11 protein-coding genes are annotated in these 17,427 nt (G+C 45.3%); 2 read left to right on the top strand and 9 right to left on the bottom strand.

What is annotated here, in order from left to right:
• Positions 1 to 87: 87 nt before the first annotated feature.
• Positions 88 to 1,443 (bottom strand): leucine-rich repeat-containing protein kinase family protein, encoded by a 1,356-nt coding sequence (locus HUB64_RS13165; protein WP_173497149.1) that lies wholly within the window; start codon positions 1,441 to 1,443, stop codon positions 88 to 90.
• 210 nt (positions 1,444 to 1,653) lie between these two features.
• Here HUB64_RS13165 and HUB64_RS13160 point away from each other — a divergent pair, with 210 nt between their 5' ends.
• Positions 1,654 to 3,087, top strand: a complete 1,434-nt coding sequence (locus tag HUB64_RS13160) for a LysM peptidoglycan-binding domain-containing protein (protein ID WP_105251350.1) — start codon at positions 1,654 to 1,656, stop codon at positions 3,085 to 3,087.
• Between the two features lie 162 nt (positions 3,088 to 3,249).
• On the opposite strand, the gene HUB64_RS13155 is transcribed toward HUB64_RS13160, so the two are convergent.
• Complete coding sequence (locus HUB64_RS13155; RefSeq protein WP_105251349.1) at positions 3,250 to 4,371, bottom strand: sterol desaturase family protein; 1,122 nt, start codon at positions 4,369 to 4,371, stop codon at positions 3,250 to 3,252.
• A 231-nt stretch (positions 4,372 to 4,602) separates the two neighbouring features.
• A complete protein-coding gene (locus HUB64_RS13150; RefSeq protein WP_173497148.1) occupies positions 4,603 to 5,973 on the bottom strand; it encodes a DUF4397 domain-containing protein in 1,371 nt (456 codons plus the stop codon).
• Positions 5,974 to 6,345: 372 nt separating this feature from the next.
• Here HUB64_RS13150 and HUB64_RS13145 point away from each other — a divergent pair, with 372 nt between their 5' ends.
• Positions 6,346 to 9,075 (top strand): DEAD/DEAH box helicase, encoded by a 2,730-nt coding sequence (locus HUB64_RS13145; RefSeq protein WP_173497147.1) that lies wholly within the window; start codon positions 6,346 to 6,348, stop codon positions 9,073 to 9,075.
• Positions 9,076 to 9,121: 46 nt separating this feature from the next.
• Here the strand turns inward: HUB64_RS13145 and HUB64_RS13140 are convergent, their stop codons facing one another.
• The 6 genes from HUB64_RS13140 to ansB all read right to left on the bottom strand — a co-directional run bounded on the left by HUB64_RS13140 (position 9,122) and on the right by ansB (position 16,958).
• Positions 9,122 to 9,463 carry a hypothetical protein gene (locus HUB64_RS13140; protein ID WP_173497146.1) on the bottom strand — a complete coding sequence of 114 codons (342 nt, stop codon included), beginning with the start codon at positions 9,461 to 9,463 and terminating at the stop codon, positions 9,122 to 9,124.
• A 57-nt stretch (positions 9,464 to 9,520) separates the two neighbouring features.
• Positions 9,521 to 9,964 carry a hypothetical protein gene (locus HUB64_RS13135; protein ID WP_173497145.1) on the bottom strand — a complete coding sequence of 148 codons (444 nt, stop codon included), beginning with the start codon at positions 9,962 to 9,964 and terminating at the stop codon, positions 9,521 to 9,523.
• 230 nt (positions 9,965 to 10,194) lie between these two features.
• Positions 10,195 to 11,154 carry an HTH-type transcriptional regulator YidZ gene (yidZ, locus tag HUB64_RS13130; RefSeq protein WP_131524386.1) on the bottom strand — a complete coding sequence of 320 codons (960 nt, stop codon included), beginning with the start codon at positions 11,152 to 11,154 and terminating at the stop codon, positions 10,195 to 10,197.
• A complete protein-coding gene (locus HUB64_RS13125) occupies positions 11,129 to 12,319 on the bottom strand; it encodes an MFS transporter (RefSeq protein WP_173497144.1) in 1,191 nt (396 codons plus the stop codon). The genes yidZ and HUB64_RS13125 overlap by 26 nt, the downstream gene beginning before the upstream one ends.
• Before the next feature lie 254 nt (positions 12,320 to 12,573).
• Positions 12,574 to 15,408: a pitrilysin family protein gene (locus HUB64_RS13120; RefSeq protein WP_217272643.1), complete on the bottom strand. Its 2,835-nt coding sequence runs from the start codon at positions 15,406 to 15,408 to the stop codon at positions 12,574 to 12,576.
• A 491-nt stretch (positions 15,409 to 15,899) separates the two neighbouring features.
• Positions 15,900 to 16,958 carry an L-asparaginase 2 gene (gene ansB, locus HUB64_RS13115; RefSeq protein WP_105251343.1) on the bottom strand — a complete coding sequence of 353 codons (1,059 nt, stop codon included), beginning with the start codon at positions 16,956 to 16,958 and terminating at the stop codon, positions 15,900 to 15,902.
• Positions 16,959 to 17,427 lie beyond the last annotated feature (469 nt).

Raw genomic sequence — 17,427 nt, 5'->3', positions numbered from 1 at the left:
ACTTAATAGTGAGCACTTAAATCACACAAACAACCATAAAACACAGCAAACTTGAAACAAGTTTAGAGCCAGCCGGTTAGCAAGCCACTATTTACCTTTTAGCAGGGCTCCGATGGCCTTTTTCACGTCTGCAAAACAGGGGCGCTGAGCCACATCTAACTGCATGCACTCGTCTTTAATCGCACTCAACTGTGTGTAGTACAGAGGGCCAATCGAGGCACTCATATAGGCAGATGCATCCACATAGGCCAATAGATCTTCAATCAAGCAACCAAGCGCCCGCACTTCAATAGCTTCTATCGCTAAGCGTTCTGCTGTCGATAGATTGCGTAAGTTTGATGCCGCACCAAAATCCCCAAACAATAAGCTCATCTGTTGATTAACCATAATATTATGGGCGTAGACATCACCATGGCTTACTTGTTTGGCATGCATGTGCGCCATCGCATCGGCCAACTGGTGTGTGATTTTGGCGACTTTATCAAGGCGAAATTGGCTACCGTCTTTAAAGGTATCGCGAGTGCAGGTGACAAGACTTGGTGGTAGCCCTAAGTTACTAAACCCTGGCGGAATTAGTTCCATTACTAAACCCAATTGATCTTTTTGGCTAATATGCGCCACGACCTTAATAAGGCAGGGATGATCACCCGTTGTGAGACAGCAATCTAACTCGTCAGCGGGATAACCATCGCTCGTCACTTCACCCTTAAAGAGTTTTACCGCAATCTGCGCCGACCCCGTCGCGGCTATCATGGCTTGATTCAACCAATGGCCTCGATAAATGACCCCTGAAGCCCCTTCGCCAAGCTTTTCAGCCAACTTGATATCACCCAGAGTCACATTCGCCACTGTGGCCACATCGGCATGGGGATCGACTAAGGTATGGCTGAATGGATTTCCCGCAAAGGCGAGCCAAGTCAGTTTGGGCAAACTGAGTAACCAAGCTGGCAGTGCGTGGAGTTGATTGGCCGATAAACGCACTAACTCTAAGTTGCGGCAATTGGCCATCGACTCGGGCAAGGTTGTTAAACGGTTACCCGCTAAAGCTAATTTTTGCAGACGATGTAAATCGCCCATGGCCGCAGGCAATGTCTCAATGAGGTTATCGGTTAGGATGAGCCAGCGGGTTTGCAGCGGTAATGCCGCAGCAGTCACTGTTTTGATTTGATTGGCCTTAAAGCCAATCATCTCTAAATTTGTGCAGCGCCCTAATGCCTCAGGCAAATGTTCAAAGCGATTATTCGAGGCGAAAATTATCTTTAAATGCGATAAGCGGTGTAAATCCTCGGGCAAAGTGCTCAGTTGATTATTCGATAAATCGAGGATTTCGAGGGTATCGGCTAAATCAAAAATCTCCCGCGGGAACTCGGTTAAATCCTCAACCAATTGTAAACGTGTGATCCCTTGTAACTGCCCTGCCCTTAACTGCGCTAACGTCTGCACTTTGCTACCCAAGTTAATGAAAAATCGCGGCTATGGTAGCGTATAAATCGACAAAGCTAAACGCAGGATCTGCAATCAAAGGGCGGCACAATCGGCCTTAAGACAACTTTGATACGATAGGTAAAACTTGGGGGAGCTATCCAGAAACTCGAAAACAGATTAGCATGTGCACCAATATGGAATGCCCAGTCAACTCATCACAGGACAATCATGCGGACACATTTTCGCCAAACGCACTCTTTTACAGTGCTTATGCTTGCCATGCTAATGGCCCTACTGAGCGGTTGCGCTACAACATCAGCAAGCCCATCAACCACTGAATTCAATGCCACAGCAAGTGATGTCAGTAATGATAACGACCACTCGCCACAACAGCATCAAACGCCACCCGCAGTGGTTGAGCAGTACAGCGACGTGTGGGAAAAGATCCAACACGCCAATACCATTGACGTCCATGATGATGCCGAAGTACGTAAACAGCGTAACTTTTTCGATGATAAACAAAAATTTATGAACCAAGTCGGCGATCGCGCCGAGCCATTCTTGTATTACATAGTCAGCCAGCTCGAAGCGCGTAACATGCCATTAGAATTGGCGTTATTGCCCATAGTCGAAAGTGGCTATAACCCTTTAGCACAAGCTAACGGCCCCGCAGGACTGTGGCAAATGATCCCTGCTACTGGACGTAATTTTGGCTTAACGGTGAATTCTGCCTACGATGGCCGTAAAGATGCGCTGGCCTCAACCGATGCAGTGCTCGACTATCTACAGCACCTATACGACACCTTAGACAAAGACTGGATCAACGCCGTCGCCGCCTACAATACCGGTGAGCTAGTGATCAAAGCCGCCATTGATAAAAACAAAGCCAAGGGCAAACCTACGGACTTTTGGTCACTGGGTATCCCCGCTAAGCGAGTACAAACAGTTCCTAAGTGGCTGGCATTTATTCAGATTATTCGAAATCCCAACCACTACGGTTTAAAAGTCCCCCCTATTGCTAACCGCCCTTTCTTAGAAAGAGTGCCAGCACCTAATGGCGTAGATATCGGCCAGATTGCTAATGCAGCAGGGCTCAGCAAAGCAGAATTTAAAACCTATAACCCAGGCTTTCGCCAAGGTGTAATCCCCAGCAAAGGTAAATATCAAATCGCCTTACCACTGGAAAACATAGGTCATTATCAGGAAAATCAAGACAAGCTCTACGCTCAAAAACGCTATGACAGCCAAAGCTATATCGTCAAATCTGGTGACAGCCTAGGCACAATCGCAGCCAAGTTTGATATGTCAGTGAAAGCATTAAAACAGGCCAACAATCTGACATCTGACCGCCTAAAAATCGGCCAAGAGCTCACACTGTTAACGCCAATGGCGGGCAATGATAATGAGCCAGAACCCACTAAAACCAAGGCGAAGACAGATAAAAAAGTGAGCAATAAGTCGTCGACCAAAGCTAAAGCGACTACCTCAACATCGGCCGATAAACCTGTAGTAAAAGCGACCACTTACAAGGTGAAATCAGGTGATTCGCTGGATAAAATCGCCCGTAAGAATAAGGTTAAACTGGCTGACTTAATGAAGTGGAACCAGCTCAATGGCAAAAGCATTATTAAGCCAGGCCAAGAACTGAAAATTTCCGAATAACGATTGTAGTTTGAACGGCAAATAAGCCCAACAAAGCGCGGTTCCCAAGCGCTGTGTTGGGCTTATTTCTATCCAGTGTCAGAGTTAACCGCCACTACTCAGTTGACCTAACAAATACTCCCGGACAATCATTCCAAAACAAACCATTCTAATTGCACGCCATTATTTTGTGTCTTTCTTCGCTAAACCAAGGGGATACAATTGCTGCTTAAACATGCCAACAGGCATGTAATCGCCCACGACACCATATTGCTCTGGCCACTCTTTCTGACCTCGAACTGCAGTCCCAAATAGGTAATCTAAAAAAGAAAAATGGGCAGCATAGTTACGGTCGATTGCCGCCTTATCGGAAGCATGATGCCAATGGTGGAATTGCGGACTGACAATTAAGTAACGTAGCCAGCCAAAGTTAACCTGCACATTGGCATGATTAAATACCGCCTGCACGCCAACGATAATCACATAAATACTGATGATATCTTTGGAGAATCCCAAGATAAAAATCGGCGTGAGCACTAAACAACGGGTAGCAATCAACTCAAACATATGTTGCCTTGAACCAGCCAACCAATCTAAATGTTTCGCGCTATGGTGCACCGAATGGAAGCGCCACAGGAAAGGAATTTCATGGTAGGCACGGTGCGCCGCATATTGCATTAAATCGGCGACCAATAAAATCAACAACAGTTGCAACGCAAAGGGAAGATCCGCGATAAAGCTTTGCACTGTGCTGGAAATAGCCCAAGAAAAGGTCGACTGCACAAATTGGTTTGCCACCAATAATACAAATCCAATCGCTAAGTGATTCACCAAAAAATGGTTTAAATCCCCTTGCCACTCGGGTCTCAATATTGCTTGTTCTGGTTTATGGGGTAGCCATTTCTCGATAAAAATGAAAATTAAGGTTGAGCCTAATAAGTCTAAAATAAACCAATCTAAACCCAGTGAGACCTTATGATTAGCAAAAGGCTCGACCTCAACTTGATGACCACCAAAGGCAATCGCTAAACTCACAAATACCCAAGCCACAAAGCCGAAACGCTTATTTTTATTTCGAATAAAATTCAATAAACCTAAACTGCCCGACACCACTAAGGCGACAAATATTAAGCTGCGAATAACATCGACATTATAGCTTTGGCGTAATTCTGGAGTGGTGAGATATTCGGGAAAATGAAACGCCAATACACCCAGAAACGATAATATCGCTAACATACACGCTATAGTGCCGCTAATACTGCCTTCACCAATTTGGAAATGGCCGTCTTTAAATCCTTTACTCATCACAGTGAACTCCTTTTCCTATATTGCTCGCGTTACTCACATCACAGCAATGCTCGGCTTAATTTTTGCCGATCAGCCTACATTAACCCCGCAGCCACAATCAATAAAAAGTGAATGCTAAGACAATAATGCTCAATCTACTAAGCCCACTAAAACGAGCACAAAAAAACAGCAAAAAAAGCGCTACCTAAGTAGCGCTGTTTTATTAGAGCCGTTCACTCACCTTAGCGGTTAGATCTTAATCAAGTTATAACCAAAGCTAGTAGAAGGATCTTTATTCAGCACCATAGTCACATTGTCTTCATTGCTGAAATCCATTAAATCGGATGCATAGACAACGGTTTTAGTACCGTTTTCCACAGCGATAACCTTAATAGAATATTCGCCAGCTGGCACAGTCAATGACTGAGGGCTCGCAGGATTGACTGCGGTGATCTTATTTACAGCCGTTTCAATCGTGTCATTTGCCTTTAAGAAATACACGGTTAGATTGCTTTTATCGGCAAAACTCACAATGTCGAACTTAAAGCTATAGGGACTTGGCGTCTGAGTTTGCTTCATCTCCATCGCCTTCACTTGGCTGCCCTGCTCGGTCGTTTGCTCATAGATGAAGATGGTTTTAATGTCATCTTGGTTAAGGGTGATAAGCACATTATCGAGCAATTTATTTTGCGTACCGTGGTCGAACACACTCACACCAAAATCATTAAACTCAGCACTTTGATAGCTAGTCACCCCAAAAGATGGCACTTCGCTAAACAGAGTATCTTGCTTACTGCTAGCCACTTTCACATCGATAATGTGCGAACCTAAACCGTTAAAGACGCGATAATCGACACTCGCTTCTAATGCTACATGATTGCGAACATTGGTGGTTGAATCGACACTGTCCAAGGTGATTTTTGAATCCGAAGCACCAAAACCTTCGCGGATAATCAGCTTATAAGGCACCTTAGAACTGAATTTAATGTTCGCAGTTGTATAAGAAACATTGGTTGTTCCCGCTGGTGCGAGGTAAACCTTATATTCACCCGTATCCATCACTTGCGGCTGCGACACTTCACCGTAGGCCACACTGCCTAACATCACAGCATCGGCAAAGGTTTGGGTCGACTTAGAAACATAAGCGTCAAAGGCTTGGGCATGCACTGCAGTATTGGCAATCAAGAGCTGCATTTTACTGTTTTCAGCCACTTCGTTGAGCTTATCGAGTTCAGTGCGAGAATAGTTGATATTAAGTAATTTAGGTTCGGTAAAATCACCATGTAATACAAAGAAATGGTCCGTTGCAACTTTCAAATCGATATTTTCTTTATAAATAGAGATATCTTTATCAGAGGCATCCTTAGCCATCACTTCAATCGCAGTTACGCCAGCCGTCGACGTAAATCGCGGCATAGTGTCCCCATAGATCACACTTTCATAGGTTTTATCGGCAACTTTGAGTGCAGTAACAGTGCTTCCAGCTGAAGCATTATAGAATTGCACATAGGTGGCATTTTGATCTGTGCCCTCTTCATTATTATCATCTGAGCCACATGCCGTTACCGCTAAACAGGCAACAGCCACCGCAGCGAATCCCTTTAGCTTACTTTTTATCATTGTTTCCCTCATTAGCAGACAAAAATTCAGTTCAATCTACGCAGTTATACAATGACAACAATGGCAATTTCCACTAAAAACAAAAACAAATATTTTACAAACTCAAACACTTAACAAACATTTCAATAACACACAAAAAAGTGATACAAACCACACTTTTCAGGCCCTTAATTGATACAAATGCGGCTGCTGATACTTTTGCTCGCCTCTCAAAAATTCTGCTCCAGTGGAAAATGACTGTTCTATCGAACACCTCTCTTTTAGGCTTAAAGTGACTATGGATAAACTATCTTTAGACGGTACAAACCTTGTTCGACTAATGCGATTAGGTTACTCTCGCATCGCCAATTAAGCCTTTGGGATGGATAGGATTTGCAAGGGATTCTCAACTACTACAAACAATGTTTTCAACACGATAGTGCCGAAATCAATCTCTGGTCTAGCCACAAGCTTGCCGAGCAAGATCAGCTATTACTCCAACATGAAGACGAGTTAAGCAGTGGCTTCCTACCCCGCTTGCCTGTGCCATTTGCTCCCGCCAGTGCATTACTAGCACGTAGCGCTTTGTATTTACGCGAAAAGGTATTATTGCACTGCTGTCTGTTTTTCTGCGGCACAGTCGACCTTAATGGCGAAAAACGTAAAGTCGTGACACCACTCCTTTATCGCGAATGCCAATTACAGGCTGACGGCGATAATCTCTACCTAGAGAGCAATAACACTCTAGCTGGCAGCGGACCATTCACTATCAATGAAGCTCTATTAGAAAAATTAGTCGTTGAAGGACATAGCCTAAGCCAAGATTTACGCGATAATCCAACGGATGTCAGTGGCTGGATAGCTTGGCTGCGGGCGGGCCAAGCCGATGTCGATACCAGTCATTTATTGCATTTTCCCAAGCTGATCGATGAGGCTGAATTCACTAGCTTATGCCGTAAACGTGGGCAGTTTCTTGTCAGTCGAAGCCAAATCATTTTGGCAGAACGTTCGATCGCAAGTCGCGGCATTTTGCACGAACTCGACAAACTAATGACAGCGGCTGAACCATCAGCACCGCTTAAAGCGCTATTCGCAGAAACACAACAAACAACATCAATCAGCGCCAGTGAAGACACGCAAGAGGCTTATCTTCCTGGGCTGTTAAGCCGCGCGCAAATTCAGGCCTTAAAGATTGCGGCCAATCATACTTTGGGGCAGATCTCAGGCCCGCCGGGAACAGGTAAGAGTTACACCATAGCCACTGTGGCAGCAGAGCAGGTATTAAGAGGCAAATCGGTACTTATCGTCGCCCACACCGATATTGCTGTTGATGTGATTGCCGATAAGTTACAGCAACAATTCCAGCTTGGGAGCAGTCTTATTCGAGCTGGCTCGCCGCAGTTTATAAAAGTCCTTAAAAACCAGATTGATGAAATGCTCCATGGTCAGCACCCTGCATCAAATGAAGCCATCTCGGATAGGTTGCTATTAAATGCAAAACAGCAACTTAATACTGTGACTCGTCAGCAAGTCAAAATGGAAGCGGACTTTATACGTCATTGCCGCCATGCCATACGTCGCGGCCAAAAACTGGCAACCTTACAACAAGGACAATCGCGCTGGCGCTTAGGATTTTACAACTGGGCTTACCGTGCAGGTATAAAAAGGTTTGCCCAGCAATGGCATGAACTCGATAAATTAACCGCCCTCATCGCCCAAAAAGAAGACTTAAGCCTCAAATACTTACAATTGGCCACTCACTATCGATTACACCAATTGCTCAAACATAAGCGCAGTACGCTGGTGAGTTTTGCCAGTGCACTTCGCGCTCGACAATCAGCTAAGCAACTCGACGGTTTCTACAAAACGGATTTTGATGCCTTAAAGCAAACCTTTCCCATTTGGTTATCGAGCCTTGCCAGCTTGCATAAAGTGCTGCCCATGGAGCAGCAAATGTTTGATTTAGTGATTATTGATGAAGCCACCCAAGCCAATATTGCCGCATGTTTACCGGCCTTGCAGCGGGCAAAAGCAGCACTGGTGGTGGGCGACAGCAAACAGCTGCGCCATTTCTCGTTTTTATCCCGCGCAAAACAAACCCAAATCCAGACCCAACTCGGACTCGCTGCGGATTGCCGCGGCCTAATGAGCTACCGTGATGCCAGTATGCTCGACTTAGTATCGCAATCCCTTGCAAGCCAATCCCAAGTGGTATTTTTAAATGAGCATTTTCGGAGTAAACCTGAGCTGATCCAATTTAGTAATCAGCAGTTTTATCAAGGTATGCTGAAGATTATGCAGCACAGACCCTGCACGAGTTCGGGGCACTTACACAGAGTCCAGGTGACTGGCAGCCGTGATAGTAAAGGAATTAACGCCATAGAAGCGGAGGCATTAATTGAAAAGTTAGCTCAACTGATTGATGAACAAGAAAATGCATTAGTGCCCGCCAGCATTGGTGTGCTCTCCTGTTTTCGCAATCAGACGGAGTATTTATCCCAGCAGATCCTCGCACGCTTTAGCACGCAGCAAATAGAACGTCATCAATTACGGATTGCCACGCCCTTTGGTTTTCAAGGGGAAGAGCGCGATATTATGCTGCTGTCGTTTAGCATAACGGCCAAAGACAGCCGCGCCGCCGTGTATTTAAATCGCGAAGATATGTTCAATGTCGCCATCACCCGTGCTAAACAAATGCAGTGGCTATTTTTATCGGTACAAGCGCATGAGCTCCCCAACAATAATTTACTGGCAACTTACTTAGCATCGGCGGGCCAATTTCAAGCGGCACACAATTATGTCGATTCCCTCGATAGCTTCGGCCAGTCTGTGGCACACGCGATTGAAGAAAAAGGCATAACTGTCTGGCGCGCTTACCATATGGCGGGACTAGAACTGGATATTCTGTGCCGCTATGGTAACCAATATTTAGCAATAGATTTAATCGGTTACCCAGGACCTTGGGCGGACTTTTTCGATATTGAACTGTATAAACTCTTACAGCGCGCGGGGATTAAACTGATCCCCGTCAGCTATGGGCTATGGTGCCAACAGCAAGAACTTTGTATCCAACATATTTGCCAGCAATTGGGAATAACGCCCGCAGCACGCGCGGCTCTTTAGTGAAGGTGAAGCCGCAACGGAAAAGCCGTTGCTGTGCCTGCGATTGTTATGCATTTAGTAGCTCAGCCTCAAACCAGATATCTTCGTAGTTATTGTCATCAATTAGAAAACGGTAACCAGGAGGCAGATCGAGATACTTTTTTACCTCAGGCAAGTATTCTTGGATGTGCTCGACGTGAAGTGGTGAGAAGAACTCATCCTCTTGTGACATGGATTCCCCACACCAGATATACCAACCGTTCGTTCCATTTTTGGGCATATGCCGGAGCCCATTAATTAGTCCGCAGCCCAATGTACCAAGCGCGATACCCAATTTTGTTCCTGCCTCTGGCTTTTGCGGCCCAACACCCGCCCATGCACAGATTGTTTGTTTGCGCTGTATTATCATAATGTTCCGGATGCATAAAGTTTGAGCTCACGCTGCGGCCAGTCAGGGCCGTCGCGCCTACAGCGAATAGTTAGCCGCCGACGCGCGTTGTGTGAACTCTGTGATCGCCACATTCATCTCGGTGTAGAGACTTATCTCTACAACCGCAATTCCTTCCTTCTTAAGCCTAGCAACGAATATCTCTATGGCTGAGCGAAGTGAAGACCCAAGATATTGCCGGAGATCTTCCTCACGCGCCAAACGCCAAACTGACTCTGGAATTTGGATGTCAGCAGTAAGGTATCGACTTTTCTTGGCAAAGCGTACCCGATGAACCCCCTCAAGACCATAGTTGGCAAATTCTCCATCTACCCTCAGCACCAACGCGTACTGATCTACCGAATCGCAATGCGTAGAGGTGACATGCTTTTCTAACGCGTGGAAGAGCTCCACTTTCAGACAGGATATGCCGCCATCTTCTGGGCCACCACATTCACAACCGATTGAGATTGGACTTTGCACACCCTTTCCTTAGCGGCTAACGTCTTAATATTTATGTACAGCTCGTTTATCTTATTGGACCAGCAAAAACAAGCATAGTTAATTAATTGTAAAAAATGAACTTATCAGCTTTTTATCAAATGCGCCATGCGAAAAACCACGCAATATTGAATACTAGGGTATAACGTTCCTGTTCTGGTCACTCGTTGTGAGTAACTGAAAACAGAACATATAAATGATGGTTAACAGCCTTAATCATGCTGTTGATAAATGGCTTTTATCTTGTTTCGCAACCAAGTGATTTTGGGGTTGTGGCTGTTTCTCTTATGCCAAATCAAGGTAAAAGGAATGGCGAGTTTATTAAGATATTCGCCACTTATCGGGATCGGGCGAGTGACTAAGTCAGGGTGTAATTGGCGGGCATATTGCTCACAATATTGTGGCGCAATTGCCATCATGCTGTGGTGAGGCTCTGCCGCGACAAACAGTGACTGCTCAAAACTGGCCAAGGTCAGCACAATATTACGACTCAGACCAAGCTCAATAAGCACATCATCTAAGGCCCAGGTTTCGCTCTTTTCCCACAAAATATTGATATGCGAATATTTAAGAAAGGTGTCTATATTCCACTCTTCCTGCAAGGCGGGATGATCGCGGCGCAAATACACCTGAGGAAGATCGGTAAATAAAACCTCAAAATCGATAAAATAGGGTAATAAATCAAGGGATTCCTTGGAACGTGGATGACTTTCTCGGCCGGTAAAACCCATATCAGCTTCACCACGCACAATCGCTTCGAGTGAATCGTAATCCCAATTTCGTACCTTCACCTTTGCATCAGGGTATTGAGTATAAATGGCCTGAGTCAGCTCATTAAGCATGATAAGCAACAAAGGCGACTCAAGCATTAACTCGAAGGTGAGCCCTTTGGTCATCTCATCACCGCGCTTAGCCATCAGTTGCTTACCCATTTGCAACCATTCCGATAACTCCTGCTCCATACCGTGAGCCAATGGCGTTAACTGAAATCCCTGCGGCGTTTTGACAAATAAGGGATCGTCAAACCAATCCCGTAATTTGGCCAGCGACTTACTCACAGTGGATGGCGTGACATTGAGCTTTTTGGCAGTCTTAGAGACACTCCGCTCCTGTAATAAAAGCTGCAAAATAAACAATAAGTTAAGATCAAGCCGACTCAGGGATTTGGTCATTAAGTACAATTTCCGGCAATTTAGGAACCGCTAAGATCAGTGTAATGCTCACCAGCGCACCGACAGCGAGGATCACTAATAATATATTAATCGCACTCACTTCGAGCAGACCCATCACCCAAATATATAAAGCTGAAGTACACACTTGGGCAATTCCCAGTAATGAGCTGGCAACTCCAGCCCGAGTAACAAATGGGCTGAGCGCCTGACTCATGGTGACCCCAAATCCAATCGAAAAACCGGAACAAACAAAAGCAAAACCTAACAGGTTGAATGACTGACTAACCCCGCCCAATTGAGTCAAGATAAACACCAATGCCGCTGCGGCAAATAATATCTGAGAGAACAAGATTAACGATTTTTCTTTAAACAGGTTAAGCAAAAAGGGCGTCGAAAATGAGGCTAACATACTCACCAATGCCATCATTGCCATGGTATTGGAATATTGCCCACGGTCAAACCCCATCTGCCCCATGATCAACATGGGAGAGACATTTACATAGCTTAAAATCGTGGTCACACCTAAAGTCGTTATCACCACACGACTGAGAAAAAACCGCTGTTTAAAGGATTCTTTATACCCACCCAGCTCAACTGTGGTGTGAAATTGCGGTTTAGGATAGGTTTCGTGCAATACAAAAATACACAGGATTAAGACCATTAATCCCATCCCCGCCATAGTGTTAAATAGGCTAGGCCATGGGAATTTAAGCATAATTAAATGGCCTATCACAGGCGCTATCACAGGGATAATGCAAGTCACGCCATTGACCATAGAGAGCACTTTTGCTCGGCGCTTATCGTCTAATACATCACGCAAAATCGCAAAAGCCACAACATAGCAAGAACCCGCACCAATGCCTTGTGCAAAGCGTGCCATTAAAAAGAGATCACTGGTTTGCGCACTACCGGCAAAGTAAGAGGCAATAGCAAACAGCAATGCGCCAAACAAGGTAATGGGTTTACGCCCAATCCTATCGGCTAAGCTCCCCGCAAACAGCATAGTGGTCGCCATTCCCGCAAGATACACAGAAAAAGCAATATGCAGCTGCGCCTCACTCGCCCCTAAATCCTGCGCAATTTGCGGCAAACCGACCAAGTACATATCTATCCCTGTCGGGTACAAAAACACTAGACAAAAACTGCACAATAGATATCGAAACATATACCTCACCCCGTTAGCCATCTCACACATAAGTTGCGCCTAGACTAGTTTCACTCGCGCAGATCTGTGAGTGGCATTTTCGACAACAGGTATTTCCATTGACGACCTATGGGTGGGCATAACACCACGAACGTGAAAGAAAAGTTGGTAAAAGAAGATAGAGGAAGAAAGAGGTAGAAAAATATCCCCTGTGGTTTGCGACCACAGGGGATATGTCGGTGAATGATCAGTCTACTATTCTATGAGCCCAATACTCATTGCTGAGGTTCTGGCGGTGCAGGAAGGACTTGGATCATTAAACTGCTATCGTCTTGCAGATATTGCTGCGCCAATTTATTAAGTTCTGCAACTGTCATCTGCTGCGCTAACGCTTGCCTTTGTTTAAAGGCAGCAAAACGACCAGGATGACTCTGGGCAGTTGAGGTGAGATCTAACCAAAAACCATTGGTTTGCGGCGCAGCTTGCATCCACTCAAGCACTGGTTGGCGGGCTCGATTAAGCAAATCCTCACTGATCCCCGAAGGCGCTTTAACTTGCTTAACTGCGGCGGTGAAATACTCGGCAACCGTTGGCAACATGGCTTGAGTCGTCACGCTAAACAAACCTAAGTAACCATAACCGCTGGCATTGAAATCGTTGTAAGAAAAGGCCGATGGCGAATAACTCGCGCCCGCCTTCTCCCTCACGTTTTCCGTTAATAGAATGCTTAGCACTTGCTCCAGCAGACCCAATCCCGCGTGTTGACTCAAGTGAGTCATGTCCGTTGTAGGCCACACCATGGCAAGTGCCGCCATATCAAGTTGACCATAATGCGTTAATGTTTTCTGAACGGGCACTTTCGGAAACACAGGTACTATCGACTGAGCATTAGCAATAGGGCTACGCTTAATGGCGCCAATTGTTTCAGCCACAGCAGCAATGGCACTCGCTTCGTCAAAATCGCCCACAATAGCGAGTTCAATCGCCCCTTGCTCGACGGCCGAATGGAAACTCGGCGCTAATTCTCCAAAGTGACGTTTGAGAATTTCTTCAGGCTCACCATAACCATAGCGTTTATCACCATTATGGGAGATACGGGCAAACTGATTAGAAAACTCAGATTGTGGGTTGCTATGAATACTTTGTTGCTCGGCAATCACTTGTTCACGAAACAATTGCTCAGCCTGCTTATCCATACCCGGCTCAATTAAATAAGCCGTCATTAAGCCAAGCTGCGTGCGTAGCTCTGCGGCATTAGTGCTAATCTCGCCGCCAAAACTTTGCTCACGCAGGCCTAAGTTGATGGAAATATCTTGTCCAGCAAAAATATCCTGCAGACTGTCATAATCATGGGCCTTGAGTCCCCCCTGCACAAACGCACTGTTAAACAGATAAGACAAACCATCCAACTCAGGGAATGGCACTTCACCAAAGCCAATGTTTAGGCTGACCAATGTGGTGCCTTTATTAAAGTTGGTAGGCTTAAGATTAAGGCGCACGCCATTGGCAAATTGCAGTTGGCGAATCCCCGTTTCCTTATCGCGACTGTCGGCCACTAACTTGCCTTGCTCGCCAAACTGAGTATAAGCAAACTCATCAATCGCCTTGATTGCTGGTGCACTCACCGCTTGTTTACGGCTTTTCTCGTAGCTGGCGATAAGCTGTTTTTCAGCATTTTCAATGGGCTTATTGCTGGTCAGATACAAATACGGCGTGGCGTTCCATGTTTGATTAAACACTTGGCTTAGCTTTTGCGGTGTCACTGTTGGCATTATTTTTTCAAAAAATGCGAGCTGCCAATCAGGTTCGACAGGGACGCGATTGCCCGCCACCGAATACACTAGACTCTCGGCAATATTCACACTGTGAATAGTACTGCTCCCCGCGACACTTAGCTGATATCCCTTATGCATACGTTTGATTTGCTGGTCAATTTCCTGCTGGCTAAAACCAAACTCTTTTGCTTGACGCAGGGTTTTCTCCAAGAGTGCGATTCCCTCTTGCCAGTTATTTTCCTGCGTACCTAGGCTCATTTGTGTGCCATAGGCAATATCAAACTGCGGCCCAACCTGCAGGTTTACACCATATAAACCTTGGCTATGCAGTAATTGCGACTCCATACGGCGATACAAGATGCCGTGGGCAAGCTCGAGCAACATTTCCTGCTCCCGCACAGCAGGGTTATCGGTAATCGCTGAGATGGGTTTTAGCATGCCAAGGGAAACTGACGTTGACAGACTTGGATCAAAAAATGCCGCCGCATCGACACTTTGGCGCTCTGCGACAGTACCAATAGCTTGTTCCTTGGTTTTAGCGGCCAAAGGCGCGGCTTTCCAACTGGCAAACTGTTGTTTTATCTTTTGTTCTACCGCGGCTACCTCGATATCTCCCACCACAATTAAAGTAGTGCGTGAGGGCGTATAAAAACGCTGATATAAAGACAGCAACGCCTCGCGATTGGCATTACTGATACTGTTCGCCTCACCCACGGGGAAGCGCTTTGACAGCAATGTGTTTGGCATTAAAAACTGTAATTGGTTACGGTAATTCTCAAGATCCGCACCGCTACGTTCACGCAGCTCAGACAACACCACCGCTTTTTCACGTTCAATTAGCGCTGGGTCGAGTAATAGATTACTGCCAATTTCTCTCATTAAAAACAAAGCAGTATCGATTTTATCTTGGCTATTACTTGGCAAGTTGAATTGATAGACCGTCTGCTGAAACTCAGTCACAGCATTGGTATCGGCGCCAAAACTCAGGCCAAGGCGCTGCAATGTCGGCATCATCTCCCCCGCCGCCAATCCGGTCGAGCCATTAAAGGCCATGTGTTCAAGAAAATGCACTAATCCTTGCTCGGCATCAGACTCGACCAAAGAGCCTACATCCACCCGCATCCGCACTATGACCGCCTGCTCCGGCGTCTTATTGCTCACCAATAAATAACGCATACCATTGGCAAGTTCACCGGTATGGATCCGCTCACTCATAGGCAAGCCTGTCGTTCCCATCCACAGCGGATCTTCACTCGCCTGCAGTGGCAAAACCATACTCAAAAGCGCCAGCAGTAACCACTGACGCACAAAACTAATTACCTTGAAATTGTTCATTAAAATTCGCACTTTTCCCCCAAAATCAAACAAGAAACCTAGGAAGCGCTCACCTATGTTTCAGATAAAATAAGCTTTCACTATAGTACCTAAAGCACTTTAAGTCACAAAATCAATACCTTATGCCGTACTAAAAATAGTTTATCGCCTTGATATATAGTCAGAATATGCCGAAAAATAATGAGAGAGGAAGGAAGCTGAAACAGCTGTGGATTTAATGGTTACTGTGGAATGGTATGCATATATTAGTGAGATATTGAGTGCTTAATTGGCGAAGCCTTTCTTAAATCTAATTTCTAATTACAGAGCAATATCTTGATTGAAAATCTGAGTTGAACCCTCACAATTTTGGCTTTAAAAATCACAACACTGTTTAGATATTTCGGCTCATGGCCTCGTGAAAAAACCACTTCACAGGTAAGCCATTAATGACAAAATGCAAAAGCCCTACGAATATTCACAGGGCTTTTGTTTTATCACGCAGCTGAATCTTAAAACTGTTGAAACCAACGTTGGATCTGCTGTGGATCTTTGCTTTGCGTTAACGACAGCATCAGTAAAATGCGGGCTTTTTGCGGGTTAAGATTACCTGCTGCGATAAAGCCATATTTAGCATCGTCTATCTCGGCATCAAGCGTGGTTGCGCCTGTGGGCACTCGGCTAGAGCGAACGACTAAGGTGCCTTTTTGACTCGCCTTAGCTAAGGTGTCAAATATTGAGTGGTAAATATTACCATTACCTACACCGGCGCTGACTATGCCATCAAAACCCGCTTCAACCATAGCTTTGACAGGTAAATCGCTGGCATTGGCGTAGTTATACACTATGCCTACCTGCGGTAACTTGTCGAGTTTGCTGACATCAAAAGGCGTTTGCGTAGTATGTTGACGCTCAGTATTACCCATGTACTCAATCTTGCTGTTATGGATAACGCCAAGCGGGCCAAAGTTAGGCGCGGCAAAAGTGTGTACACCTGTAGTGTTAGTCTTAGTCACATCGCGGGCATTCAATACGGTATCGTTCATCACCACCAACACGCCTCGACCTTTAGATTCGAGGTTAGCGGCGGTCGCGACTGCGTTATACAGATTCATCGGGCCATCGGCACTCATGGCGGTTGATGGACGCATTGCCCCAACCAGTACTACAGGCTTATCGCTCTTGATGGTGAGATTTAAAAAATACGCCGTTTCCTCTAAGGTATCAGTACCATGGGTAATGACGATACCGTCGACATCTTTATCAGCCAATAGCAGATTGATGCGCTTGGCTAAGGCTAGCCAAACTTTATCGTTCATATCCTGCGAACCGATTTTAACCAGTTGCTCACCTTGAATATCGGCAAGTTGTTTCATTTCAGGCACGGCTGCAATTAAGCTACTAATGCCCACTTCACCAGCCTGATAGTTAGACTCAGTAGCCGATTGTCCGACTCCCGCAATAGTGCCACCCGTGGCAATAATACGTACCTGTGGAAGCGCCTGCGCCGCGGAGGAGAGAAATAACCCTAAAGTGACCGAGAGCAAAAGCTTACGCATTGGAAAATTCATGCTTACATCCTTTGATTAATAATAAACGCCCACAGTGTGCACTATTGTCTAAGCCTCACTGTGATAGCTCTCACTAAAATGAAATAACATATTTAGCGTTATCTAATTGATTATTTAAACTTTAAGGAAAACACCATGCATTTATTATTGAGTAGATTTAACTAATGATTATTCGCTATTGACGCAGTGACAATTAAATATCGTATGGTTTATTTAATTTTAAAAACACTTGAATAAATATGTCGCCGATTGGTTAACGAATAACAAATCTATAGCTAATTTGCATCAAAAAGTAATGGCTCACACTAGTGATCCGAGTTGAGAGACTTATCTAAGAAAAAAAAGAAATACACTATTTCATACAGTTAAGTGATCACCATCCTAATCCTGTTATTGCCAAAGCGTTAAGATCTACTTCGATAGTCAAGGAGACGATTCTCCTTCATGTTTTCGATGAGTTATTCTTGAT

It is taken from the genome of Shewanella sp. ISTPL2, from assembly GCF_013283205.1.
GTDB lineage: Bacteria > Pseudomonadota > Gammaproteobacteria > Enterobacterales > Shewanellaceae > Shewanella > Shewanella oncorhynchi.
Note: the sequence above shows the minus strand (reverse complement) of the source record. Positions and strands in the feature narration are given on the sequence as shown.